Here is a 25,337-nt window from a genome sequence, read left to right as displayed (position 1 = left end):
GGATGCGCTCCGTCCCGGCATTGCGTTATCCACGCATGGCGTGGATCTACCGGGTTTCCAGCCATTCCCGGAACCGCCGCGCCGCATCGCTCTCGCTGCGCGAGCGCAGCCGCGTCAGCCAATACCTGCCCAGGTCCAGGGTCTGCGCGAAGGGTTGGATCAAGCGCCCTTGGGCAAGATCCTGCTCGAACATCTTCAACGGCAACAGCGCCACGCCCGCACCTGCGGCGGCGGCACTGGCCAGCGTCAGGGACGAATCAAACACGGGCCCACGCGCGTCCAGCTCCGGCGCGCCAGCGGCCTGCAGCCAGCGTGGCCACTCATCGCTGCGGTAGGAGCGCAACAACGCCACGTTGGCCAGGTCGCGCGGCTGCCGCAGCGTACGTGCCAACGCAGGTGCACACAGCGGCGCAAACGGGGCATCCAAGACGGCATCGCTGACCTGCCCCTGCCAATCGCCATCACCGAACCGGATCGCCAGGTCCAGCCCTTCACCGGCCAGATCGATGCGGTTGTTGTGGGTCTGCAGGCGCAGTTCGATATCCGGATGGCACGCGTTGAAATCTCCCAGGCGCGGCAGCAGCCAACCGGTGGCGAAGGTGCCGACCACGCCCACGCTCAACACCTCCCGGAAATGCCCGCCGACGAACCGGTCCAGGCTCACCGCGATGCGGTCGAAGGCCTCGTTGAGCACCGGATACAGGCGGGCGCCTTCATCGGTCAGGGCGACCCCGCGCGGCAAGCGGGTGAAGAGCGACACGCCCAGCCGGTCCTCCAGCGCCCGGATCTGATGGCTCAGTGCGGCCTGGCTGACGCACAGTTCCAAGGCGGCACGGGTGAAATTCTGGTGCCGGGCGGCAGCCTCGAAGGCGCGCAGGGCGTTGAGCGGCAGCTGGGGGCGGAGCATGGGCGAGCCGTGAGCCGTGAGCTGAGTTGATGAATGATCGCACTTTGTGCAATTAAAGTGCATCAACGACCTGCCGAATGGAGTTCAGCCTTGACCGAAACGACCCCCAAAAAGCGGAAGAGCATCTTCCGGTTTGTACTTACGTCGGGTGTTCTGCTTGCCGCATCCTCGTTTGTTTTTGGCTTGCAAGGAATGCTCTATCGAAGTGCCTATCTGTCCGCCTTTGGCGTGGATGCAGGTCAGTTCCCGGTCGAGGGAGGTCGCTTGACGCTCCTCGTTGCGTTTGGCTGGCTCGAGGCTTCCACGGTCGTGCTTGAAGAAATGGGGGCTGCCTGCGCTCATCTAGCGCGCCAATCATGGTGGGTACTTGTTACCGTCGTGCTGGCGATGCTCGCGCTTCCGCTCATCATTGGATGGATGCGGAGGCTCGGCTCCACAGCACGCGTTGAATCGTGGTGGCGGCCGAAGTGGATCAGTCAATGGAAGCGGGGCGGCGACATTTCCCAGTGGCCATGGCAGCAGCGAATCATCATGGCAGTCGTCCTCTGGTTCGCATCCATTACTTTGCTTCCTTCCATTCTGGTGGTTGGGGCAGCCATGGTGTTGCTTTTTGTCATTTTTTCTGGGTTTCCATTTGAGTCCGTTGGGACGCGAAAGGCTCTTGAGTTCTGTGATTCTGATCCATCGAAACTCACACTCGTCTCCTACCGCTTGCCCGAAGAATCACCCTTGGGCCAATGGGGGGTGCTGATCGAGTGCAGCGCCGACTACTGCGCGCTGATTAACAATAAGTCCGTTGAGGTGATTCGAGCAGAGCACGTGGCGCGCATTCTTCCTGGTGACACGTCCGACAGGCATCGATACGGCGCACCTGACCCAAGTCCCCATTTCTGTCCCGACCGCTTTTACAAGGCGCACTCAACAGAGAGTGGCGCAGAAGCAATAAGAAAAAATAATGGGTGACCATTGAAATGGTCGTTTGTCCACTGGACACGGTTTGTCGACCATGGCGGCTTAAAAAGGAGAACCACATGATCGCTCGACGACAGTTCCTGCAATGGACCGGCGCGGCCGCCGCGTCTGCGCTGGCCGCCACCGCCACCGCCTTCGCCAAGACGCCGCTGCCCGCGCCGAAACCTGCCGTCGCGGCGAAAGACTTCGCCGCGTTGGAAGTAGCAAGCGGCGGGCGCCTCGGCGTGACCCTGCTCAACACCGGCACCGGCTGGCGCACCGGCAACCGGCAGGACGAACGCTTCCCGATGTGCAGCACGTTCAAGTTCGTATTGTCCGCCGCAGTGCTGCACCTGGCCGACCAGGGCAGGCTCTCGCTGGACCGGCGCGTGGCCGTGCGCCAGCAGGACATGCTCTCGCATGCGCCGGTGACCACGCGGCACATCGGCAAGGACGTCACCGTGCGCGACCTGTGCCGGGCGACCATGATCACCAGCGACAACCCCGCCGCGAACCTGCTGCTGGGCATGGTGGGTGGGCCGGCCGGCGTGACCGCCTTCCTGCGTGCCAATGGCGATGCCGTGACCCGTAATGATCGGCTCGAGCCGGAGATGAACCGCTTCGCCCCGGGCGACCCGCGCGATACCACCAGCCCGGCCGCGATGGCCGCCAGCCTGCAGCGCTTCGTGCTCGGTGACGTCCTCAAGCCCGCCTCGAAACGGCAGCTGGCCGACTGGCTGATCGACAACGAAACCGGCGATACACGGCTGCGCGCCGGATTGTCCAAGGCGTGGCGGGTGGGTGACAAGACCGGCAGCAATGGCGAGGACACCACCAATGACATCGCCATTCTGTGGCCGCTCGCCGGCGGTGCACCGTGGGTGCTGACCAGCTACCTGCAGGGCGCGACGGTGGACGATGCCGGCCGCAACGACGTGCTGCGCCAGGTGGCAGTGCTTGCCGAAAGCATCATGCAGCACGCCGGGTAAGCCACACCGCCCGGTACGCCACCCCGCCGGCAGGCACCGACCGTTGGTCGGTGCAGCACAGGGTAGTGCCGGCCGCTGGCCGGCAACCCATGAAACCGGCACCGCTTGGAGCCGGCACCGCTTGGAGCCAGCACTGATTGGAGCCGGCCAGCGGCCGGCACTACCGGTACAACGTCAGCCTTCGGTGTGGCTGGTGCGTACCGCTTCCAGGAAGTCCCGGCCCCAGCGATCCACGTCGTAATACTCCACGCTGCCGAACAGCTGGCGCATGCGCCCGGTGGCTTCCTCGTCGGGCATCGACAACGCCTGCAACAAGCCCGCGGTGAGGTCGGCCGGGTCATGCGGATTGGTCAGCACCGCGCCCTTCAGCTCGGCCGCCGCACCGGCGAATTCGCTCAGCACCAGCACGCCGTTGCTGCCCTCGATGCCCTGCGTGGCCACGAACTCCTTGGACACCAGGTTCAAGCCATCGCGCAACGGGGTGATCCACATCACCTGCGCGGCGGCGTAGTGCGCCACCACCTCTTCGAACGGCAATGCCTGGGCGAAGAAGCGCACGGGGGTCCAGTCGAGCCGCGAGAAGCGCCCGTTGATCCGCCCCACCGCCTGCTCGATCTGGTTCTGCAGCGTGCGGTAGATGGTCATCTCGCGCGCGGCCGGTACGCAGATCATGAGCAGGGTGACTTTGCCCTGGCGATCCGGATGCTGCTCCAGCAACCGCTCGAACGCCTCCAGCTTGGCCAGCGTGCCCTTGGTGTAATCCAGGCGCTCCACTGACAGCACCAGCTTGCGCGCGCCGATCTCGCGGCGCAGCTTGAAGATGTCATTGCGCACGTCGCTGCGGGCGAGCACGTTGTGGATGCGGCGCAGATCGGTGCCGACCGGGTGCGCACCGAGGGCGACTTCGCGGTCGCCCACGCGCAGGCGCGTGGTCATCGTGTCCAGACCCACGGCGCACCCATAGGTGAGGAAGCGCGGGGCACAGCTTTCCCACGCCAGCCGTTCGGCCGGCATCGCACCGCGCACGACGTCCACGAAGTTTTCCACCTGGCGCGGAATGTGGAAGCCGATGTAGTCGCAGCTGAGCAGGCTGCCGATGATCTCGCGGCGCCACGGCACCACATTGAACACATCCGCCGACGGGAAGTAGGTGTGGTGGAAGAAGGCGATCTTCAGGTCCGGGCGCAGTTCGCGCAGCGTGGCCGGCACCATCCACAGGTTGTAGTCGTGGATCCACACGGTGGCGCCATGCGCGGCCTCGGCGGCGGTGGCCTCGGCGAACTTGCGGTTGACCTTCAGGAATACCTGCCAGTCTTCCTCACGGAACTTCGCGCGTTCCCAGAACACGTGCAGCATCGGCCAGAACGCTTCCTTGGAGAAGCGCTTGTAGAAAATGTCCACTTCCTGTTTGCTCAGCGGCACGCGCGCAGCGGTCAGGGTCGGGTAGCGCTCGGCATCCACCGCCAGGTGCGTCTGGAACGGACCGCGCTTGGGTTCATCGATGCCCCAGGCGACCCAGGAGCCCTTCTGGCCGCCTTCGAAGAAGCTCAGCAGCGAGGGGATGATGCCGTTGGGCGAGCGCGGCGGGCGCTGCACCAGCACGCCGTCTTCCATCACTTCATCGAAGGGCAGGCGGTGATAGACCATCACCAGGTCGGCGCCATCGGCGCGCGCCTGCGGCGGTGGGCGCAGGAAGGGATCGTCATCGGCGAGCAGGCCGAAATGTTCGATCGCTTCGAGGATGCCGCCGCAACCCGGCGCCTGTGCATGGAAGGTGTGCTTCAGGTCGGCCGTCGCGGCAGTCAGCGCCGGCTCGGAATCGCCCACGCACACCCCGCGGAAACCGGAGGTGTACATCGACAGGTCATTGAGGGTGTCACCGGCCACCAGGATGCGGTCGCGCGGGAGCTCCAGCAGGCGCGCAAGCGCGGCCAGGGTGCGGCCCTTGTCGGTGTCCGGCGGCAGGATGTCCAGATAGCGGTCGGCCGAGTACAGTACATCGCAGCCCAGCGCCTGCGCGGCGGCCTGGATCTGCGAGCGCAGCGGCGCCAGCGTGTCCGGATCGCAGAAATACGAGCAGCGGCGTTCCTGCGGCACATCCTGGCGCTGGAGTGCGGTGAACGGACGCATCGCGGCGGCGACCACCTGCTCGCCCGGCCAGTGCGCGTCGATCATCGATTGCAGGGGCTGCAGCGGCTGCAGGGTGTGGCCGTCGACGACGGTCGCACCGACATCGCAGACCACGTAATCCGGGCGCGGAATGGCCGGATCGGAGAGCAGGGGCATCACTGCTTCCAGGCCGCGGCCGGTGATGAAGATCAGGCGGATGCCGGGGTGCTGGTCGACCAGCCGGTAGAGCCGATGACGCGCGGCGGGATCGCCGGCGAGGAAGGTGCCATCCAGATCGGTGGCGAGAATCAATTGCGGGGCCGGCGGCGCCGGCGGTGTACGGGTTGGAGTGAGGGAGGTCGGTGTCGAAACAGTCAATGCACTTCCTTATCGGAGTCAGAGGGGAGGGGGATATCGGGATCCGGCGGCGCGGTGTCGGTCTCGGGCATCAGTTCCAGCGCCGAGGGGGTGGTGCGCAGCATCAGCCGGAAGCCGACCGGATGCGTGCGCAGGCGCTGGAAGCTGAGCAGGCGCGCGGTGGTGAACAGCGCCAGCAGCATCAGGACCACCGCGAAGTACAACGGCAGTGCAGGCGCGCCGAACTGTTGCATGGCCGCGCCCGCCAACGCGGGGCCGAGCGCGGCGCCCACGCCATGGACCAGCAGCAGGCTGGAGCAGCCCGAGAGCAGATCTTCGCGCGGCAGGTAATCGAGCATGTGCGCGACCGCGAAGGGATACAGCGCGAAGGCCAGCCCGCCATAGAAGAAAAACAGGCCGAACAGCAGATGGGTCTGCAGCTGGATCATCGGCAGCGAGGCCACCACGGCGATACCCGCCGCGGCCAGGCTCAGTGCGACCAGTCCGGTGCGGCGGTCATGCCCGTCGCTGATGTGACCCAATGGCCATTGCAGCAACGCGCCACCGGCGATGGCGGTCAGCATGAACAGGGCGACGCCATTGCCGTCCAGGCCGACCTCACCAGCGTAGACCGGCAGCAAGCCCCAGAACGCACCCATCGCCAGCCCGGAGAGGCCGGCGGCAACCGTCGCCACCGGGGCCATCGCATACAGCCGCGCCAGTTTCAGGCGCGGCACCGAGGGAATCTCCGGCGGGCGCAGGCGCGTAGCGGTGACCGGCAATACCGCCGCGCAGACCAGGATCGCGGTCAGCATGAACATCGAGGTCGCGCCGGCATCGCCCAGCATCAGCAGCACCTGGCCGAGCGCCAGTGCCGAGAGGTTGACCACCATGTAGAGCGAGAAAGCGCGGCTGCGCAGGCGCGGGTCAGGCTCGGCGTTGAGCCAGCTCTCGATCACCGTGTAAAGGCCTACCAGCGCGATGCCGGTGAGGATGCGCAGTACGCCCCAACCCACCGGATTGATCCACAGAGGGTGCAACAGCACCGCGATGGCGGCGAGGGCGGCAAAGAAGGCAAACGCACGGATATGGCCGATGCGGCCGATCAGCGAGGGGGCGAAGAAGGTGCCGATGAAAAAACCGGCGAAATAGCCGGACATCACCAACCCCAACGTGCCGGCACCGAAGCCGGCTTCACCCCCGCGCACCGCCAGCAATGTGCCGAGCAGGCCGCTGCCGGTCAGCAGCAGCGCCACACCGGCGAGCAGGGCGGTCAACCGCAACATGCGTGCGCCCTTCGTGGGGAAGAAGGCGAACAAGTCACGTGATTGACCATAACACAGGGGCAATGAAGCCCCGGTTGCAGCGGCGGCGATGCGCGCGTGAACCGGTCTGTCGCATCAGGCGCGCGGTTTGCGCTGCCCGGTCGCGACCGTTAGGGTGGGGGCATGAACGCAGTCAAACTTCTTCCTTTGGCCGCTGCATTGGCGATCACCGCCTGCAGTGGCTCCAACGACACCGTCGGGCATGAGGTGTCGATGGCACCGTCCGATGCCTTCATGTCCGCCGTGGCTGCGCATTGCGGCAAAGCGTTCGAAGGTCGCATCGCGGTCAACGAACCGCGCACCGAGGCGCCGGACCCGTTCGAGGGCAAGCGCCTGGTGATGCATGTGCGTGGCTGCGAGGATCCGGCGCACGAGCTGCGGATTCCGTTCCATGTCGGCGACGACCACTCGCGTACCTGGGTGCTGAGCCGTACCGAGAACGGCCTGCGCCTGAAGCATGATCACCGCCACGAAGATGGCAGCCCGGATGCGGTGACGATGTACGGTGGCGACAGCAAACCGCCGGGTACCGCGCAACGTCAGTCCTTCCCGGTCGATTCGGATTCCGTGGCGATGTTCCGCAAGGCGGACATGCTGGCTTCGGTGCAGAACACCTGGGCGATGGAAGTGGAGCCGGATCAGCGCTTCGTCTACGAATTGACCCGCCCGGGCGGCCGCCACTTCCAGGTGGTGTTCGATCTGAGCAAGCCGGTGGCATTGCCGCCGGCGCCGTGGGGCAGTGAGACGCCCGCGCCGTAACGTTCACCGGTGCCGACCCGCGGTCGGCACCTACCGCGGGCAGTAACGCTCAGCGCGCCCCGAACCGGGCGCGGCAGCCGCCGCTGACCCACAGGCTGCCATTGCTGTAGCCCCAGCTGCGGCCTTCCACGCAGGCCGTGCCCGACAACTGCTGCACCAGCGCCGGGCGACCCTGACGGGCATCCCAGGCACAGGTCTGCTGGCGCTTGTCGTTGCTGCTGCAGGTCACGCTGTAATTGCTGTTGCCGCCACCGCCTCCCCAGTTGCCACCGCTGTTGCCACGCGCTTCGGCGAACTCGCCGCGGCAGCCGCGATTGACCCAGATCGCCCCATTGCGCACGCCCCAGGTCTGGCCCTCGACACACGCCGTACCGGAGATCTGGCGGACCAGGCTTGCGTTGCGCCAGCCGGTGTTGCAGGTGCGCTCGCGGTTATCCTGGCTCTCGCAGCGGATCGTCGCGCCGGTACCGCCACCGCCGCCCCAGTTGCCGCCATTGCCACGGCCCTCGACGAATTCGGCCCGGCAACCGCCGCTGACCCAGACCGTCCCATTGCGCGAGCCCCAGTTGCGGCCCTCGGTACAGGTCGTCCCGGAGATCTGGCGGGACAGCCGGGCACTGCGCCAGCCCGTGTTGCAGACCCGCTCGCGGTTGTCCTGGCTTTCGCAGCGGACCGTGCCGTTGTTGCCGGGGCCGTTGCCGCCGCCATTCCAGCCACCGCCGTTGCCGTTGCCGCGCAGCGAGGTGGCGATGTCCTGCTTGATGCGGGAGAAGTTCCAGCCCGAATTGACCTGGGCCAGGTAGAAGCGCAGCTGGTCGTCCGGGATCCGGCGGCCATTGGACTGGTCGGCGTATTCCTGGGTGATGACCCGGCTGCGGTCGGAGGAGGACAGCTGCGACAGATTTTCCGGGGCATAGGCCCGGGTACTCATCTGGGCGTGGAGGGCCGGGGCCATACAGGCCAGGGCAAGGGTGAGGCAGACGGTGCTCAGACGGCGTTGCATGGCGACATCCCCGTGCGGTCGTTGGTGCGCGGACTATAGGAATGGCCCCGGTTCAGAGCGTGTGATGCCGGGCCGCAGCCCCCGGATTTGCCCCGCCGGGCTGGCGGCCGCAGAATAACGGGCTTTCCGGCGCAGCTTGGCGCCGGCACTCTCCTGCGGAGCTTTACCCCCATGCGTACCCACTTCTGTGGCCTGGTCGACGAGACCCTGATTGGCCAAACCGTAACCCTCGCCGGCTGGACCGACGTTGCCCGCAACCAGGGCGGCGTGGTCTTCATCGATCTGCGTGATCATGAAGGCATCGTGCAGGTGACGGTGGAAGTCGACAACGCCGCTGTATTCGCCGTGGCCGCCAGCCTGGGCTACGAGGACGTGCTGCAGGTGGAAGGCGTGGTGCGCGCGCGCCATGCGGCCAACGACAAGCTCCGCACCGGCAAGGTGGAAGTGATCGCCACGGCCATCACCCTCCTCAACAAGGCCGAGCCGCTGCCGTTCCACGCGCACGAGAACCCGGGCGAAGAAACCCGCCTGAAGTACCGTTACCTGGATCTGCGCCGCCCGGAAATGCAGCGCATGCAGCGCACCCGCATCAAGCTGGTGCAGGCCCTGCGCCGCCACCTGGATGCCACCGGCTTCCAGGACATCGAAACCCCGATCCTGACCAAGGCCACACCGGAAGGCGCCCGCGACTTCCTGGTGCCGGCGCGCATGCACCCGGGCGAGTTCTACGCCCTGCCGCAGAGCCCGCAGCTGTTCAAGCAGATCCTCATGGTGGCCGGCTTCGACCGTTACTACCAGATCGCGCGCTGCTTCCGCGATGAAGCCCTGCGTGCCGACCGCCAGCTGGAATTCACCCAGCTGGACATGGAGTTTGCCTTCGTGCGCGAGCGCGACGTGCAGGACTTCGTGGAAACCATGATCCGCGCCATCTTCAAGGAAGTGGTCGACGTGGAGCTGGCCGCCAGCTTCCCGCGCATGACCTGGGCCGAAGCGATGCGTCGCTATGGCTCGGACAAGCCGGACCTGCGCATCGCGCTGGAGCTGGTGGACGTGGCCGAACTGGTCAAGACCAGCGAGTTCCCGGTGTTCACCGCCGCCGCCAATGATGCCGATGGCCGCGTCGCCGCGCTGCGCATCCCGGGTGGTGCCAGCCTGTCGCGCAAGCAGATCGACGACTACGCCGCGCATGCCGCCAAGTACGGCGCCAAGGGCCTGGCCTACATCAAGATCAGCGAGAGCGGCGAAGTTGCCTCGCCTATCGCCAAGTTCTTCAGCGAAGAGGCCTTCGCCGCGCTGGTCGCCCAGGTGGGTGCCGGTAACGGCGACATCGTGTTCTTCGGCGCCGGTGGCTACAACAAGGTCTCCGACTTCATGGGCGCCCTGCGCCTGAAGGCCGGCAAGGACTTCAACCTGGTCGCCGCCGGCTGGGCACCGCTGTGGGTCACCGATTTCCCGATGTTCGAGTACGACGACGAAGCCCAGCGCTACGTCGCCCTGCACCACCCCTTCACCGCACCGGCGGTGGACGACATTGCCGATCTGCGCGCGAATGCGAAGACCGCCGTGTCGCGGGGCTATGACATGGTGCTCAACGGCAACGAGATCGGCGGTGGTTCCATCCGTATCCACCGCTCGGACATGCAGAGCGCGGTGTTCGACCTGCTGGGCATCGGGGCCGAAGAGGCCGAGGGCAAGTTCGGCTTCCTGCTCGACGCGCTGCGTTTCGGCGCGCCGCCGCACGGTGGCATCGCCTTCGGTATCGACCGCATCGCGGCACTGATGGCCGGTACCGAGTCGATCCGCGACGTCATCCCGTTCCCGAAGACCACCGGCGCGCAGTGCCTGATGACCGGTGCCCCCTCGCCGATCCCGGACGAGCAGCTGGCCGAAGTGCACGTCCAGGTGCGTCCGCGCGCCGTCAAGGAATAAGCCGGCAAGCGCCGGCCATCGGTCGGCGTGGGGTGCGGCAGGTACCGACCGGAGGTCGGTGCCGGACCGCGCCATCGCCGCAGCGTTCAGGTAAATTGGCGGCTCCCGCCGATGCCGATGCTCCCGCCGTGACCCCAGGCCGCTACACCATCCGCCGCGCCACCCCGGACGATGCCCAGACCCTGTCGGTGCTGGCCGCGCGTACCTTCGTGGAAACCTTCGGCCATCTGTACCCGCCCGAGGACCTGCAGGCCTTCCTCGACGAGGCCTACCCGGCGCAGCGCCAGCGCACCATCCTCGAACACCCCGATTACGCGGTCTGGCTGCTCGAGCTGGACGGTGTTGCCGTGGGCCACGCCGCTGCCGGCCCCTGTGGGCTGCCGCATGCCGAGGTGCAGCCCGGCGATGGCGAGCTCAAGCGCCTGTACCTGATCAAGGACCAGCAGAGCTGTGGCTGGGGCAGCCGTCTGTTCGAAACCGCGCTGGCCTGGCTGGAACGCGAGGGCCCCCGCACGGTGTGGCTGGGGGTGTGGTCGGAAAACTTCGGCGCGCAGCGCTTCTATGCCCGCTACGGCTTCAGCAAGGTCGGCACCTATGAGTTCCCGGTCGGCAAGGTGCGCGACCTGGAGTTCATCCTGCGCCGCCCGCCAACGGCCGCCTGAGCCCGATCCTGACGGGCCGCGATGGCTTCACCTGCCGTTGTCCGGTCCATTCGTCTAATGACGCTGTTTCCTTCTGCAGGCGCCCCGCCCAACGGGCTAGGCTGACACCATGAATCCCCCTGTTTTACTGCTGCATGGCATCTGGAATGCGCGCGCGTGGGTCGGCCCGCTGGCCTGGCGTCTGCGTGCCCGTGGCTTCGCCGTGGATACCTTCGGGTATTCCAGTGTGTTCGGGGGGCCGGAGGTGGCGGTGCCGCAACTGCTGGAGCGGCTCAAGGGCAGCGGTCCGGTCTCGCTGGTCGGGCACAGCCTGGGCGGGCTGGTCGCGCTGGAGGCGCTGCGGCGCGCGCCGGAACTGCCGGTTTCGCGGGTGGTCTGCCTCGGCTCGCCGTTGCGTGGCAGTGTGACCGCGCGCTCGCTGAGCGATCACGGCTGGTCGCTGGCGCTGGGGCGCAGCTCGGAACTGCTGCTGGATGGCCTGCCGGCCTGGGAGGGCAGGGCGCAGGTCGGCCTGATCGCCGGCTCCGTCCCGCACGGGCTGGGCAGCCTGCTGGGCGCCTGTGGCGATGCCTCCGATGGCACCGTGGCGCTGGATGAGACGCAGTTGCCGGGCCTGGCCGACCACTGCGTGATCCCGGCCAGCCATAGCGGGCTGGTGTTCTCACCGGATGCCGCGCGCCAGACCGCCGCGTTCCTGCGCGATGGCCGATTCCGCCGGGACGACGCGGCCCACGCTGCCTGATCGGGCCCGGCACTGACACGGGCAGGCCGACGGATCAGGTAGAATTCGCGCCCTGTTCCTGACAGAAACACGAGAGTCACCCCATGGGTAGAGGCCCCTCCATCGAGAACCGCAAAAACGCGTCTGACGCGAAGCGCGGCAAGATTTTCACCAAGATCATCCGCGAGATCGGCGTTGCCGCGCGCGGCGGTGGAGGCGACCCCAACAACAACCCGCGCCTGCGGGTGGCCATGGACAAGGGCCTGTCCTCGAACATGTCCAAGGACGTGATCGAGCGCGCCATCAAGAAGGCGACCGGTGAGCTGGAAGGCGTCGAGTACGAAGAGATCCGCTACGAGGGCTATGCCCCCGGTGGCGTGGCCGTGATCGTGGACTGCCTGACCGACAACCGCGTGCGCACCGTGGCCGATGTCCGCCATGCGTTCAGCAAGTGCGGCGGGAACATGGGCACGGAAGGCTCGGTGTCGTTCATGTTCAAGCGCCTGGGCGTGCTGCACTTCGCCGCCGGTGCGGACGAAGAAGCTGTGACCGAGGCGGCGATCGAGGCCGGCGCGGACGACATCGTGGTCTACCCGGAAGACGGGGCGATCGATGTGGTGACCGCGGCCGACAGCTATCACGCCGTCAAGGATGCGATGGAGGCCGCCGGGTTCACCCCGGACCATGCCGAAATCACCTACCGCGCTGACAACGACATCAAGGTCGAAGGCGACACCGCCTTGCAGGTCAAGAAGCTGCTGGACATGCTCGAAGACCTGGACGACGTGCAGGACGTGTTCTCCAACGCCGATCTCGGCGCGGACGTCTACGCCTGAGCAGGCGCTTCACCGGTCGCTTTGCGCGACCGGTGAGCGGACAATGCGGACCATGATGACTCCAGCCGTTCCCTGTTATCCCCGTCTGTGTGCCGCATGACGCGCATTCTCGGCATCGACCCCGGTTCGCAGCGCACCGGGGTGGGCATCATTGATGTGGACGCCGCCGGCAAGGTGGTGCATGTGCATCACCTGCCGCTGGTCCTGCTGGGCGCGGACGACTTCCCGCAGCGGATGAAGCTGCTGGTGGTCGGCCTGACTGCCCTGGTCGAGGAATACCGCCCCGACGAAGTGGCCATCGAAAAGGTGTTCATGGCGCGCAACCCGGATTCGGCCTTGAAGCTGGGCCAGGCGCGCGGCGCCGCCATCTCGGCCGTGGTGATGCGCGACCTGCCGGTCAGCGAGTACGCCGCCACCGAGATCAAGCTGGCCGTGGTCGGCCGCGGTGGCGCGGAAAAACAACAGGTCCAACACATGGTCGGGCTCATGCTCAACCTGAAAACCAAGCTGCAGGCCGACGCTGCCGATGCGTTGGCCGTGGCGATCACCCACGCCCATGTCCGGGCGACGGCGCTGCGCCTGGGCGTCAATGCGCGCCAGGCCTGGAGCCGGAAATGAGGAACACTGCATGATTGGTCGTCTGCGCGGGATCGTGGCCTACAAGGCGCCGCCTTGGCTGATGGTGGACGTCAATGGCGTCGGCTACGAGCTGGAGGCGCCGATGAGCACCTTCTACGATCTGCCCGAGCTGGGCCGCGAGGTCACCTTGTTCACCCATTACGCGCAGAAGGAAGACAGCGTCTCGCTGTACGGCTTCCTGCGCGAGGGCGAGCGGCGCCTGTTCCGCGATGTGCAGAAGGTCAGCGGGATCGGTGCCAAGATCGCGCTGGCGGTGCTGTCCGGCGTCAGCGTGGACGAGTTCGCGCGCATGCTGCAGGCCGGTGACATCACCGCGCTGACCCGCATCCCGGGCATCGGCAAGAAGACCGCCGAGCGCATGGTGCTGGAGCTGCGCGACCGCGCGGCCAATTTCGGTAGCGGCGGCGCGCCGATCGCCGGTGCGGCACCGGCCACCGATCCGGTCTCCGAGGCAACCGTGGCCCTGCAGCAGCTGGGCTACAAGCCGACCGAGGCCGCGCGCATGGCGCGCGATGCCAACGCCGAGGGTGACGATGTCGCCACGGTGATCCGCAAGGCCCTCCAGGCCGCGCTGCGCTGAGCCGCGCGCCTGCCGTTTCCTGATTCCGACACTACCCACCGCGTCCGCCCGGAGCCCCATGTCCACCACTTCTTCCCAGCACAGCGACGGCCAGGCCCCGCACGGGCACGCGCCGGCCGCCGGTGGCATGGCGCTGATGATCGGCGCCATCGGCGTGGTGTTCGGCGATATCGGCACCAGCCCGCTGTACACGCTGAAGGAAGCGTTCTCCCCGCACTACGGGCTCAACAGCGACCATGACACCGTGCTGGGGGTGCTGTCGCTGGCCTTCTGGGCACTGAACATCGTGGTCACTCTCAAGTACGTCACCATCATCATGCGTGCCGACAATGAAGGCGAGGGCGGCATCATGGCGTTGATGGCGCTGACCCAGCGCACGCTGCGCAACGGGTCGCGCTCGGCCTATGTGGTCGGCATCCTCGGCATTTTCGGCGCCTCGCTGTTCTTCGGCGATGGCGTGATCACCCCGGCGATCTCCGTGCTGGGCGCCGTCGAAGGCCTGGAGGTCGCGGCCCCGGGCCTGCACAACTTCATCGTGCCGATCACCGTGGTGGTGCTGCTGGCGGTGTTCGCGGTGCAGCGCTTCGGCACGGCCAAGATCGGCAAGCTGTTCGGCCCGATCACCTCGATCTGGTTCATTTCGCTGGCGGCGATCGGCATCTGGAACATCGTCGATGCGCCGGAAGTGCTCAAGGCCTTCAACCCGATGTGGGCGCTGCGCTTCTTCATGGAGCACGGCTGGCACGGCATCTTCATCCTCGGCGCGGTGGTGCTGGCGGTGACCGGCGGCGAAGCGCTGTATGCGGACATGGGCCATTTCGGCGCCAAGCCGATCCGCCATGCCTGGTACTACTTCGTGCTGCCGTGCCTGGTGCTGAACTACCTGGGGCAGGGCGCCCTGGTGCTGAAGAACCCCGAAGCGGTCAAGAACCCGTTCTTCGAGGCGGTGCCGGAGTGGGGCCTGTACCCGATGATCGTGCTGGCCACGATGGCGGCGGTGATCGCCTCGCAGTCGGTGATCACCGGTGCGTTCTCGGTGTCGCGCCAGGCCATGCAGCTGGGCTACATCCCGCGCATGCGCATCACCCACACCTCGCACGACACCATCGGCCAGATCTACATCCCGGGCATCAACTGGGGTATCGCGGTGATGGTGATCGGGCTGGTGCTGGCGTTCCGCAGCTCCTCCAACCTGGCCGTGGCCTACGGCATTTCGGTCTCGGCGACGATGCTGATCGATACCCTGCTGCTGGCCCTGGTGGCCCGCGCGCTGTGGCCGACCTCGCGCTACTGGATCATCCCGCTGTGCGCGGTGTTCTTCGTGATCGACCTGGGCTTTGTGATCGCCAACGGCGCCAAGCTGCTGCAGGGCGCGTGGTTCCCGGTGGTGCTGGGCATCGTGCTGTTCACCATGATGCGCACCTGGCGGCGTGGCCGCGAGCTGCTGCGCGATGAGATCCGCAAGGACGGCATCCGGATCGATACCTTCCTGCCGGGCCTGATGCTGGCCCCTCCGGTGCGGGTGCCGGGCACCGCCGTGTTCCTGACCGCCGACCCCTCGGTGGCGCCGCACGCGCTGATGCACAACCTCAAGCACAACAAGGTGCTGCATGAGCGCAACGTGTTCCTGCACGTGGTGACCCTGCCGGTGCCGTACGCGCCCTCGGGCCAGCGCCTGAAGATCGAATCGGTGGGCGATGAGTTCTATCGGATCTACGTGCGCTTCGGCTTCATGGAGACCCCGGACGTGCCGCTGGCGCTGATGCGCTCGTGCGACCACGGCGGGATCTACTTCGACCCGATGGACACCACGTTCTTCGCCAGCCGCGAGACCATCGTAGCCACCGCCAACCGCGGCATGCCGATCTGGCGCGACAAGCTGTTCGCGCTGATGCACCGCAACGCCGCCCCGGCGACCGGGTTCTTCCGGATTCCGGGTAATCGATTGGTCGAACTCGGGGCGCAGGTGGAGATCTGACGCCGTCAGATCGCCACCTGCGGCCAAGGTCTGCTTCGCAAACCTTGGGACCCGGGCGCATTCCACCTTATCCCCGCGCCTTCGGCGCGCCCCCTTGAACACCCCATCCGCCCTTGGCGGACTGGGGTGTCCGCGCATTCCACCTTATCCCCGCGCCTTCGGCGCGCCCCCTTGAACAACAAGGGGGCTCTTCCTCCGATTCGATCCCGGTAGTGCCGGCCGCTGGCCGGCTCCGCGGGATGCAGATGTCATGAGGAGCCGGCCAGCGGCCGGCACTACCGGGCGCGGATCGCGCCGCTTTTGCCGCATAATTGCCGAATGACCGACGACCGCATCATCGCCGCCGGTGCCACCCGCGAAGACGAGGGCACCGACGCCAGCATCCGCCCCAAGCGCATGGCCGATTACCTCGGTCAGGCCCCTGTGCGCGAGCAGCTGTCGATCTATATCGAGGCGACCAAGGCCCGTGGCGACGCGCTGGACCACGTGCTGATCTTCGGGCCGCCGGGTCTGGGCAAGACCACGTTGAGCCATGTGATCGCCAATGAGCTGGGGGTCGCGCTGCGCGTCACCTCCGGCCCGGTGATCGAAAAGGCGGGCGATCTGGCTGCGCTGCTGACCAATCTGCAGCCGCACGATGTGCTGTTCATCGACGAAATCCACCGCCTCTCGCCGGTCGTGGAGGAAGTGCTGTACCCGGCGATGGAAGATTTCCAGATCGACATCATGATCGGTGAGGGCCCTGCGGCCCGCTCGATCAAGATCGATCTGCCGCCGTTCACCCTGATCGGCGCGACCACCCGTGCAGGCCTGCTGACCGCGCCGCTGCGCGACCGCTTCGGCATCGTGCACCGGCTGGAGTTCTATACGCCGGAAGAGCTCACCAAGATCGTCCGGCGTTCGGCCAGCATCCTCAACATCGACTGCACCGCCGAAGGCGCGGCCGAGATCGCACGGCGCTCGCGCGGCACCCCGCGTATCGCCAACCGGCTGCTGCGCCGCGTGCGCGACTTCGCCCAGGTGAAGGCGGCGGGCCACATCGATCAGGACGTTGCCCAGGCCGCGATGCAGATGCTCAAGGTCGATCCGGAGGGCTTCGACGAGCTCGATCGGCGCCTGCTGCGGACCATGGTCGATTACTTCGACGGTGGCCCGGTCGGCATCGAGTCGCTGGCGGCCGCCCTGTCCGAAGAGCGTGGCACGCTGGAAGACGTGGTCGAGCCGTACCTGATCCAGCAGGGTTTCCTGATCCGCACCGCGCGGGGCCGCATGTGCACGCACAAGGCCTACCGGCACATGGGGCTGAAGCCGAAAAACCCGCCGGCGGACCTGTTCGCGGAGGTCCCGGATGTCGGTTGAGCCCCGGATTGAGCCCCGATTCAGTTGGCCGACACGCATTTACTGGGAAGATACCGACGCTGGCGGGGTGGTGTACCACGCCCGCTACGTGGCCTTCATGGAACGGGCGCGCACGGAATGGATGCGCGCATTGGGGTATGGTCAGGAGCGGATGCGCTGCGACCATGGCCTGGTGTTCGCGGTGCGCAGCATGACCCTGGATTTCCTCAAACCGGCGCGCCTGGATGATGCGCTGGATGTCACCGCCACGCTGGTGCAGTGCAAGCGCGCCAGCATGGTGTTCGCGCAGGCCGTGTGCCGGGGCGGGGAAACACTGCTGACCGCGCAGGTGAAGATCGCCGCGCTGGATGCAACCACCTTCAAACCGCGTGGCATGGACGATGCACTGCATGCCGCGCTGAAACACCTCGAATTTCCAGAATCCGCATACTGAGGAACAACGGATGATCGCAATGCTCCTGGCCCTGCAGGCCACGGTGACCGAAGCGCTGCCGCAGGAAGTCACCAGCGCCGCGGCGCAGACTGTCGCCCAAGCCGCGCATGGCGGTGGCATCAATTACCTGGACCTGATGATCAAGGCCAGCATCCCGGTGAAGATCATCGTGCTGCTGCTGTTGGCCGGCTCGTTCATCAGCTGGGTGATCATCTTCCGCAAGGCGCGCGTGTTCAATGCCGCCAACCGTGAGGCCGACGAGTTCGAAAGTCGCTTCTGGTCCGGTGCGGACCTGGGCAAGCTGTACAGCTCGGCGACCGACCGCAACCGCAAGGTCGGCGGCCTGGAAGCGATCTTCGAAGCCGGTTTCCGCGAGTTCACCCGCCTGCGCGACAAGCGTCGGCTGGATGGCCGGGCCCAGCTCGAGGGTGCGCAGCGCGCCATGCGCACCACCTATACGCGTGAAGTGGACCAGATGGAGCGCAGCCTGGAGCTGCTGGCCAACATCGGCTCGACCGCCCCGTACGTGGGCCTGGTCGGTACCGTGTTCGGCATCATGGTGACCATGCACGACATGATCAACAGCGGTGAGCAGGCCGGTATCGCCTCGGTTGCCCCGGGCATCTCCGAAGCCCTGTTCGCCACCGCGATCGGCCTGTTCGTAGCGATCCCGGCCGTGTGGGCCTACAACCGCTTCACCACCCGCGTGGAGCGCATGTCGGTGCGCTTTGAAACCTTCGCAGAAGAGTTCAGCTCGATCCTGCAGCGCCAGACCGCGGGCGACGAGTAAGCGCCCAGCACAGGAGTCCTGCCATGACCGCAGCCATTGGCCGCCGCAAGCGCCGAAAGCTCAAATCCGAAATCAACGTCGTGCCGTACATCGACGTCATGCTGGTGCTGCTCATCATTTTCATGGTGACCGCGCCGCTGCTCACGCTGAGCTTTGAAGTGGATCTGCCGACCTCCCAGGCCAAGGCGCTGGAGAGCAAGCAGGATCCGGTCGTCGTGTCCGTCCGCCTGGATGGCCAGCTCAGCCTGAAGCTGCCCGAGGCCAAGGACCCGGAGCCGATGGATGCGGCCCGCCTGCAGGCCCAGCTGTCCGCGCTTTCCTCGCAGGACAAGAACCTGCGCGTGATCGTCGCCGCCGACCGGGCCGTGGCCTATGAAAAGGTGGTCGCGGCCATGGACGTGATCAAGCGCGCCAACGTGGAAAAGGTGGGCCTGGCGACCGATGCACACTGAAGCCCTGCCACCGCAGCGCGCACGGGATGAGGAGTGGGGCCTGCCGATCGCGCTGGCGCTCGGCGTCCATCTGCTGCTGGCACTGATCTTCATCGCCGCCTGGTTGTGGTCGCCGCAGCGCACCACCGAAGCGGCCGCGGGCGATCCGGCCATCGAAGCCAGCCTGCAGCTGTCCGCGTCCGAAGCCTCGGCCGCGCGCCAGGCCCTGCGTGCCTCCGAATCGCTGCCGGACCTGCCCGAGCCGGTCGCCGAGCCCGAGCCGATTCCGGAAGACACCGTGCCGCCGCCGCAGCCGTTGCCCGAGCCGCGCCCGCAGGACGCGCCGACGCCGCAGCAATCGCAGGCGCAGGAGCGCATCGCCCAGCCCGATACGGTCGATCAGGAAGCGGTCAACGCGCTGGCGATCTCGGCTGAAAAGGCCAAGCAGGAGCAGGAAGCCAAGCGCCGCCAGGAACAGATCGACCTGACCGAGCGCAAGCGCCAGGAACAGGCCGAGCAGAAGCTGCGCCTGGCCAAACAGCAGGAAGAGGCGGAAAAGAAGAAGCTGGCCGAGCAGGAACAGAAGGCCAATGATGCCAAGGCCGACGCCGAGCGCGACAAGAAGCTTGCCGAAATCCGCCGCAAGCGCGCCCAGGCCGAGAACGAAGCCAAGCTGGCCGAACAGAAGCTGCGCCAGGTCACGGCCGCGCGTGCCGCCAATGCCTCGGCCTCGACCGCCGGGGCGACCGGTGCCGCCAAGCCGGCCGCCGGTGCCGGTGGCACCAGTGACGATCTCAGCGCCAAATACGCGGCGGCCATCCAGCAGAAGGTCTCCGCACAGTGGACCCGTCCGGATTCGGTGCCGCTGGGCCAGCGCTGCCAGGTCTCGATCACCCAGATTCCGGGTGGACAGGTGATCCAGGCCAAGGTCAGCGGCAGCTGCCCGTTCGACGAGGCAGGCCGCCGTTCGATCGAGGCCGCTGTGTTGAATGCCCAGCCGTTGCCGTACCGCGGCTTCGAGTCGGTATTCGCGCGCACCATCAACTTCACGTTCACCGCCCAGGATTGACCCGGCAGACCGCTGATCCCGCCGGATCAGCGGTCCTGGCAGGCGCGCACCGCCCGCCGTTGCGCAGCCCAACGGCGCCTGAAGGGGTTAACGGTGTGTGAGTTTTGTGCGCCAGGTGACTCGGAATTCACACGGCCTTGGTTCATGATTGCGAAACTGTTCACCGCGGTCCTGTTATCCCTCGTTCTGGTTTCCCCCTATTGAGCGCTCCATGAAAAAAATGCCTCGTTGGCTTGCCGTTGTTGCGGCCCTGTTGTTGCCCTTCGCTGCCATGGCGCAGCAGAAGGGGCTGGATATCGACATCATTGGCGGCAATGCCTCCGCCACGCCGATCACCGTCGTCCCCATGCCGTACCAGGGGTCGGCCGGTGCACCGCAGACCGATGTGGCCGCCGTGGTGCGTGCCGATCTGGACCGTTCGGGTCAGTTCCGCAACCTGCCGGAAGCCCAGATCGTCGAAAAGCCGACCCGTGGCAGCGAGATCCAGTTCGCCACCTGGCGTGCGCTGAAGCAGAACTACATCGTGGTCGGCCGGGTGATGGACGCCGGCGCTGGCGCCTACCGCGTCGAGTACGAGCTGTACGACGTGCCCAAGGGCGAGCGCCTGCTGGGCCTGGCGATGACCGCCCGTGGCAACGCCATGCGCGATGTCGCCCACCAGATGGCCGATGCCATCTACGAAAAGATCACCGGTGTCCGCGGCGCCTTCTGGACCCGCATCGCCTATGTGACCGCCAGCGGCAAGGGCGATGCCATGCGCTATGCGCTGATGGTGGCCGATTCGGACGGCTTCAACCCGCAGACCATTGTGCGCTCGGCCGAGCCGCTGCTCTCGCCGAGCTGGAGCCCGGACGGCAACAAGCTGGCCTATGTGAGCTTCGAGCGCGGCAACTCGGCGATCTACATCCAGAACATCTCCAGCGGTGCCCGTGAACTGGTCACCAGCTTCCGCGGCATCAACAGCGCCCCGTCGTTCTCGCCCGATGGCCGCCGCCTGGCCCTGTCGCTGTCGCGCAGTGGCAACCCGGAAATCTACGTGATGGATCTGGGCAGCAAGCAGCTGACCCAGCTGACCAACCACTTCGCCATCGATACCGAGCCGACCTGGAGCCCGGATGGCAGCAGCGTCTACTTCACCTCCGACCGCGGCGGCCGCCCGCAGATCTACCAGGTGGCCTCCAGCGGTGGCAGCGCCTCGCGCGTGACCTTCCAGGGCAACTACAACGCCACCCCGAGCCTGTCCTACGACGGCAAGAAGCTGGTGGTCGCCCAGGGCAGCGGCAATACCTACAAGATCGCGATGATGGACAGCAGCACGGGCTCGGCCCGCTGGAACACGCTGTCGCCAGGGTCGCTGGATGAATCGCCGAGCTTCGCGCCCAACGCAAGCATGGTGTTGTACGCCGCCCGTGAGGGTGGTCGTGGAGTGTTGTACGCCGTATCGGCCGATGCGCGCGTGCGCCAGCGGCTGGTTCTGGCCGACGGTGATGTTCGTGAGCCTTCTTGGTCGCCATACCGTACAAAGCGCTAACAGAGTGTTAAGATTTCGCCGTATTCATCCCTCATCCGGCTTTAGGAGCCTCAAAGGTATCGCCATGAACAAGACCACCCGCGTTCTGCTTGTCTCCCTGTTGTCCGTGGCCGCCCTGGCCGGTTGTTCCAAGAAGGTCAAGGAAGTGCCGGCTGCCCCGGTTGATACCGGCAGCACCACCGCTCCGACCGGCCCGTCCACTTCGGGTCTGTACGGTCCGGGTGATCTGGATACCGATTCCTGCCTGCGCCAGCGCGTGGTGTACTTCGATCTGGACCAGGACAGCGTCAAGCCGGAGTTCCAGGCCATCATGGCGTGCCACGCCAAGTACCTGCGTGACCGTCCGTCCTCGCGCATGACCCTGCAGGGCCACACCGATGAGCGCGGTTCGCGTGCTTACAACCAGGCTCTGGGCGAGCGTCGTGGCAACGGCGTGTCCTCGGCACTGCAGGCCAACGGTGGCTCGGCTTCGCAGCTGACCGTCGTGTCCTACGGTGAAGAGCGTCCGGTCTGCACCGAGTCGGGCGAGTCCTGCTGGTCGCAGAACCGTCGCGTCGAGATCGTGTACACGGCTCAGTAATAGATGCGCTTTCGATTTCTATCGATGATCGTTGCGGCAGCCCTCGTGGCTGCCGCACCGGCCAATGCGCAGCGCCAGAGTCTGGCCGACCGCGTCGGCGCGCTTGAGCAGCAGGCGAACAACAACCAGTCCAACATGGACATGCTCAACCAGCTGAATCAGTTGCGTACCCAGTTGCAGGCCCTGCAGTCGCAGGTCGAGCAGCTGCAGCACGACAATGACCAGCTCAAGCAGTCCGCCAAGGACCAGTATCTGGACCTGGACAGCCGCCTGAACCGCCTGGAAGGTGGAGCCCCCGTGCTTCCTGCCGCCCCGGCCGCAGCCGCGCCTGCCCCCGCTGCATCCCCGAAACCGGCAACGGCCGCTTCCGAGCGGCCGCCAAGCGTGCACGGCGATGCCGGCAGCCTGGCCGCCAGTGGCGATGAACGCACCGCCTACAATGTCGCCTTCGATTCGCTCAAGGCCGGCAAGTACGACGACTCGGCGCAGCTGTTCATGAGCTTCCTCGAGCTGTACCCCAACGGCGTCTATACCCCCAACGCGCTGTACTGGCTGGGCGAGAGCTATTACGCCACCCGCAATTTCCCGTTGGCTGAGGCGCAGTTCCGCGACCTCATCTCGCGCTACCCGACCCATGACAAGGCGTCCGGTGGCCTGCTCAAGATCGGCCTTTCCCAGTACGGCGAAGGCAAGGTCGACCAGGCCCAGGCGACCCTCGAACAGGTCGTGTCCACGTATCCCGGCTCCGACGCCGCGCGCACCGCGCAGGACCGTCTGCAGTCGATCCGGCTGGGTCAGCAGATCCGCTGAACCCGCCTGGGCCGCTGGAGCGGCCGGGCCCGGTATACTGATGGATCGCCAACCGGGCGCTGCCCGGTCTTCCGTGCCGGGCCATGCCCGGCTGTTGTCGTTTCCGAAGCCGTCCGCCAAGAATCACCGCCATGACCACGACCCTGTCCGCTGCCGCCGCACTCCCCAGTGAGATCGTGCAGTCCCCGTTGCCGCGACTGAAGATCACCGAGATCTTCCTGTCCCTGCAGGGCGAAGCCGATACCGCCGGCTGGCCGACCGTGTTCGTGCGCCTGACCGGCTGCCCGCTGCGCTGTACCTATTGCGATACCGCCTACGCCTTCCACGGCGGCACCTGGTGGGACATCGACGCGATCGTGGACGAAGTGCTGGCCCAAGGCGTGCACCACGTCTGCGTGACCGGTGGCGAGCCGCTGGCGCAGAAGCGCTGCCTGGTGCTGCTGGAGAAGCTCTGCGACGCCGGCCTGGACGTCTCGCTGGAGACCTCCGGTGCGCTGGATGTCAGTGGCGTGGATCCGCGCGTGTCGCGCGTGGTCGACCTGAAGACTCCCGGCTCCGGCGAAATGGCCCGCAACCGGCTGGAGAACCTGCCGCTGCTGACCAAGCGCGACCAGATCAAGTTCGTGCTGTGCAGCCGCGAGGATTACGAGTGGGCCCGCGGCATGGTCCGCGAGCACCGGCTCAACGAGCGCAGCATGGTGCTGTTCTCGCCGAGCAAGAGCGAGGTCAGCCCGCGCGAGCTGGCCGACTGGATCGTGGCCGATCGCCTGCCGGTGCGCTTCCAGATGCAGCTGCACAAGCTGTTGTGGAATGACGAACCCGGGAGGTAACGCCGGCTGCAGCGCTACGGCGCTGCGCATGCCATCGACCACGCCTCACCATCAGTAAAGACGTCCGGCGCGGGACAGCGTGCTGGTTCCCCGCAAACCACCGGAAACACCCCCCATGAAAAAAGCAGTCGTCCTCCTGTCCGGCGGCATGGACTCCGCCGCCGTTGTCGCCATCGCCCGCGAGCAGGGCTTTGCCGTTCACGCCCTGAGCGTGCGCTACGGCCAGCGTCACACCTCCGAACTCGATGCCGCCGCGGCGGTCGCCAGCGCGCTGGGTGCGGTCGCCCACAAGACCGTCAATGTCGACCTGCGCAGCATCGGCGGCTCGGCCCTGACCGATGACATCGACGTCCCGGAAGCGGGCGGCGAGGGCATCCCGGTCACCTACGTGCCGGCGCGCAATACCATCATGCTGTCCGTCGCACTCGGTTGGGCGGAGGTGCTGGGTGCCAACGACATCTTCTGCGGCGTCAACGCGGTGGACTATTCCGGCTACCCGGATTGCCGCCCTGAATTCATCCAAGCCTTCCAGACGCTGGCCAACCTGGCCACCAAGGCGGGCGTGGAAGGTGCGGGTATCCAGGTTCACGCGCCGCTGCAGTTCCTGAGCAAGGCCGATATCGTGCGTGAAGGCGTCCGCCTCGGCGTGGATTTCGGCCTGACCGTGTCCTGCTACAACGCCGACGACCAGGGCCGCGCCTGCGGGCACTGCGATGCCTGCCGCCTGCGCGCGCAGGGCTTCACGGATGCCGGCGTGCCGGACCCGACCCACTACGTGTGATGCGGGACGGGTACGCATGAGCGCGAAGATGCGTTAGAATGCGCACCCCCGGCGTCACGTCGGGGATGCAATGGGCCGTTAGCTCAGTTGGTAGAGCAGAAGACTTTTAATCTTTTGGTCGATGGTTCGAATCCATCACGGCCCACCAATTGCATCATGATCGAGGCGACCGCGAGGTCGCCTTTTTCATGCCTCCAGCGGGGCGCACGCGCCATGGGAGCTCAAGTCCGCGCTACCGAGCTTCATCACAGCGAATTGCGCCTTTCACTGAGGCGCAGCAGGGCAAGAACCGATGCCTGTCCATCGCCCGGACGCGCACGCTGTACCTCCCGACCTTGAGCACGACATGCCGCTTCTCGGAGAACGCGTGCATGCCGGCGGTCGATCCGGAGCAGTGGAATGGCACTGGTGATCGATGTCCTGCAGACCGCCGTCGTCTTTGCGACGGTACTGTCTGTTTTTGCTCTCCTACTGCGCGCCTGGCATTGGCACACCGGCGCAGTGTCTCCAGGGTACCGGTCAGGCGCGTGGGCGTCCCTGCGCATCGGTGCGCAGCGAGCGCAACAGGCACACCGCCGAGACCAGGCAGGCTGCGATCACCGCCATCGACAACGGCAGGTGGAAAGCGCGGTGGCCGAACACGGCGAAGCCGAGGTGAATGAGGAACGTCGCGATGCCCAGCGCCGCGCAGACCATCGCAAAGCCGCGCGCCTTGCTGGTCTGCAGCAGCACGTGGCGGTAGCCGAGCAGCACCACGCCGATGGCCAGCAGGTTGAAGACCAGGAAGCCCTGCACGCCACCGGGCAGCAGGAATATCTCCCACTCACGCCAGAATGCGGCGTCGATCTGATGAAGGATCAAGGCAAGCAGGGTGGCGAAGTAGCGTCTTTCCATGGGACAGGCGATGCCGAAGGCTGCGGATCCTGCAGCGTGCACAGTGTAGCGGCGCTCACCGCGTGCCTGCGTGCCGGATTGGCT

Annotated in this window: 25 protein-coding genes and 1 tRNA gene; 21 read left to right on the top strand and 5 right to left on the bottom strand. The window is 66.5% G+C overall.

All coding sequences use genetic code 11. The features are described from left to right. Positions 1-46 precede the first annotated feature (46 nt). Entirely contained in the window at positions 47-907 is an 861-nt protein-coding gene (locus tag AC06E9_RS02955; protein ID WP_478055449.1) for a LysR family transcriptional regulator, read from the bottom strand. A 90-nt stretch (positions 908-997) separates the two neighbouring features. Between AC06E9_RS02955 and AC06E9_RS02950 the strand changes: the two genes are divergently transcribed. Then, positions 998-1,870, top strand: a complete 873-nt coding sequence (locus tag AC06E9_RS02950; protein ID WP_478055448.1) for a hypothetical protein — start codon at positions 998-1,000, stop codon at positions 1,868-1,870. 68 nt (positions 1,871-1,938) lie between these two features. Continuing rightward, the gene (gene blaL2, locus AC06E9_RS02945) at positions 1,939-2,847 is read left to right on the top strand and encodes a L2 family extended-spectrum class A beta-lactamase (RefSeq protein WP_478055447.1); all 909 of its coding nucleotides are present in this window, start codon (positions 1,939-1,941) and stop codon (positions 2,845-2,847) included. Between the two features lie 174 nt (positions 2,848-3,021). Here the strand turns inward: blaL2 and ggpS are convergent, their stop codons facing one another. Further along, on the bottom strand, positions 3,022-5,268 hold the full coding sequence (gene ggpS, locus AC06E9_RS02940; RefSeq protein WP_152152013.1) for a glucosylglycerol-phosphate synthase: 2,247 nt from the start codon (positions 5,266-5,268) through the stop codon (positions 3,022-3,024). A gap of 62 nt (positions 5,269-5,330) precedes the next feature. Then, positions 5,331-6,599 carry an MFS transporter gene (locus AC06E9_RS02935; protein WP_121041194.1) on the bottom strand — a complete coding sequence of 423 codons (1,269 nt, stop codon included), beginning with the start codon at positions 6,597-6,599 and terminating at the stop codon, positions 5,331-5,333. A 162-nt stretch (positions 6,600-6,761) separates the two neighbouring features. On the opposite strand from AC06E9_RS02935, the gene AC06E9_RS02930 reads away from it, so the two are divergent. Further along, the gene (locus tag AC06E9_RS02930) at positions 6,762-7,397 is read left to right on the top strand and encodes a hypothetical protein (protein ID WP_121039175.1); all 636 of its coding nucleotides are present in this window, start codon (positions 6,762-6,764) and stop codon (positions 7,395-7,397) included. A 49-nt stretch (positions 7,398-7,446) separates the two neighbouring features. On the opposite strand, the gene AC06E9_RS02925 is transcribed toward AC06E9_RS02930, so the two are convergent. Continuing rightward, entirely contained in the window at positions 7,447-8,136 is a 690-nt protein-coding gene (locus AC06E9_RS02925) for a DUF3011 domain-containing protein (RefSeq protein WP_428999447.1), read from the bottom strand. Between the two features lie 435 nt (positions 8,137-8,571). On the opposite strand from AC06E9_RS02925, the gene aspS reads away from it, so the two are divergent. The 18 genes from aspS (at position 8,572) to AC06E9_RS02835 (ending at position 24,507) form a co-directional block, all read left to right on the top strand. Next, on the top strand, positions 8,572-10,329 hold the full coding sequence (gene aspS / locus AC06E9_RS02920) for an aspartate--tRNA ligase (RefSeq protein ID WP_121039169.1): 1,758 nt from the start codon (positions 8,572-8,574) through the stop codon (positions 10,327-10,329). Between the two features lie 128 nt (positions 10,330-10,457). After that, positions 10,458-10,991 carry a GNAT family N-acetyltransferase gene (locus tag AC06E9_RS02915; RefSeq protein WP_461770194.1) on the top strand — a complete coding sequence of 178 codons (534 nt, stop codon included), beginning with the start codon at positions 10,458-10,460 and terminating at the stop codon, positions 10,989-10,991. A gap of 109 nt (positions 10,992-11,100) precedes the next feature. After that, positions 11,101-11,733 (top strand): esterase/lipase family protein, encoded by a 633-nt coding sequence (locus tag AC06E9_RS02910; protein WP_121039166.1) that lies wholly within the window; start codon positions 11,101-11,103, stop codon positions 11,731-11,733. 83 nt (positions 11,734-11,816) lie between these two features. After that, positions 11,817-12,548 carry a YebC/PmpR family DNA-binding transcriptional regulator gene (locus AC06E9_RS02905; RefSeq protein ID WP_478049453.1) on the top strand — a complete coding sequence of 244 codons (732 nt, stop codon included), beginning with the start codon at positions 11,817-11,819 and terminating at the stop codon, positions 12,546-12,548. Between the two features lie 96 nt (positions 12,549-12,644). Beyond that, entirely contained in the window at positions 12,645-13,166 is a 522-nt protein-coding gene (gene ruvC, locus AC06E9_RS02900) for a crossover junction endodeoxyribonuclease RuvC (RefSeq protein ID WP_121039160.1), read from the top strand. Positions 13,167-13,176: 10 nt separating this feature from the next. Beyond that, positions 13,177-13,767, top strand: a complete 591-nt coding sequence (ruvA, locus tag AC06E9_RS02895) for a Holliday junction branch migration protein RuvA (RefSeq protein ID WP_478055446.1) — start codon at positions 13,177-13,179, stop codon at positions 13,765-13,767. Between the two features lie 58 nt (positions 13,768-13,825). Then, a complete protein-coding gene (locus AC06E9_RS02890) occupies positions 13,826-15,745 on the top strand; it encodes a potassium transporter Kup (protein WP_121039157.1) in 1,920 nt (639 codons plus the stop codon). Between the two features lie 318 nt (positions 15,746-16,063). Beyond that, positions 16,064-17,104 carry a Holliday junction branch migration DNA helicase RuvB gene (gene ruvB / locus AC06E9_RS02885; protein WP_121039149.1) on the top strand — a complete coding sequence of 347 codons (1,041 nt, stop codon included), beginning with the start codon at positions 16,064-16,066 and terminating at the stop codon, positions 17,102-17,104. Then, positions 17,094-17,537 carry a tol-pal system-associated acyl-CoA thioesterase gene (ybgC, locus tag AC06E9_RS02880; RefSeq protein ID WP_152151888.1) on the top strand — a complete coding sequence of 148 codons (444 nt, stop codon included), beginning with the start codon at positions 17,094-17,096 and terminating at the stop codon, positions 17,535-17,537. Before ruvB ends, ybgC begins: the two co-directional genes overlap by 11 nt. Before the next feature lie 10 nt (positions 17,538-17,547). Continuing rightward, on the top strand, positions 17,548-18,327 hold the full coding sequence (tolQ, locus tag AC06E9_RS02875) for a protein TolQ (RefSeq protein WP_121039143.1): 780 nt from the start codon (positions 17,548-17,550) through the stop codon (positions 18,325-18,327). 23 nt (positions 18,328-18,350) lie between these two features. Then, a complete protein-coding gene (gene tolR, locus AC06E9_RS02870) occupies positions 18,351-18,779 on the top strand; it encodes a protein TolR (RefSeq protein ID WP_121039140.1) in 429 nt (142 codons plus the stop codon). Then, the gene (gene tolA / locus AC06E9_RS02865; RefSeq protein ID WP_121039137.1) at positions 18,769-19,827 is read left to right on the top strand and encodes a cell envelope integrity protein TolA; all 1,059 of its coding nucleotides are present in this window, start codon (positions 18,769-18,771) and stop codon (positions 19,825-19,827) included. The genes tolR and tolA overlap by 11 nt, the downstream gene beginning before the upstream one ends. Before the next feature lie 211 nt (positions 19,828-20,038). Further along, on the top strand, positions 20,039-21,358 hold the full coding sequence (gene tolB, locus AC06E9_RS02860) for a Tol-Pal system beta propeller repeat protein TolB (protein WP_046272625.1): 1,320 nt from the start codon (positions 20,039-20,041) through the stop codon (positions 21,356-21,358). A gap of 64 nt (positions 21,359-21,422) precedes the next feature. After that, on the top strand, positions 21,423-21,938 hold the full coding sequence (pal, locus tag AC06E9_RS02855) for a peptidoglycan-associated lipoprotein Pal (protein ID WP_121039134.1): 516 nt from the start codon (positions 21,423-21,425) through the stop codon (positions 21,936-21,938). A 3-nt stretch (positions 21,939-21,941) separates the two neighbouring features. Beyond that, positions 21,942-22,748, top strand: coding sequence for a tol-pal system protein YbgF (gene ybgF / locus AC06E9_RS02850; protein WP_193222762.1), 807 nt, complete (start codon positions 21,942-21,944; stop codon positions 22,746-22,748). A 131-nt stretch (positions 22,749-22,879) separates the two neighbouring features. Beyond that, positions 22,880-23,578, top strand: a complete 699-nt coding sequence (gene queE, locus AC06E9_RS02845) for a 7-carboxy-7-deazaguanine synthase QueE (RefSeq protein ID WP_121039128.1) — start codon at positions 22,880-22,882, stop codon at positions 23,576-23,578. 115 nt (positions 23,579-23,693) lie between these two features. Beyond that, positions 23,694-24,359 carry a 7-cyano-7-deazaguanine synthase QueC gene (gene queC, locus AC06E9_RS02840; protein WP_121039125.1) on the top strand — a complete coding sequence of 222 codons (666 nt, stop codon included), beginning with the start codon at positions 23,694-23,696 and terminating at the stop codon, positions 24,357-24,359. A 72-nt stretch (positions 24,360-24,431) separates the two neighbouring features. After that, positions 24,432-24,507, top strand: a tRNA-Lys gene (locus tag AC06E9_RS02835). Positions 24,508-24,878: 371 nt separating this feature from the next. Here the strand turns inward: AC06E9_RS02835 and AC06E9_RS02830 are convergent. After that, positions 24,879-25,253, bottom strand: a complete 375-nt coding sequence (locus AC06E9_RS02830) for a DUF6713 family protein (RefSeq protein ID WP_121039122.1) — start codon at positions 25,251-25,253, stop codon at positions 24,879-24,881. Positions 25,254-25,337: the final 84 nt, after the last annotated feature.

It is taken from the genome of Stenotrophomonas sp. Steno-Z10-BAI (assembly GCF_056393115.1).
This window is presented reverse-complemented; position numbering and strand designations above follow the sequence as displayed.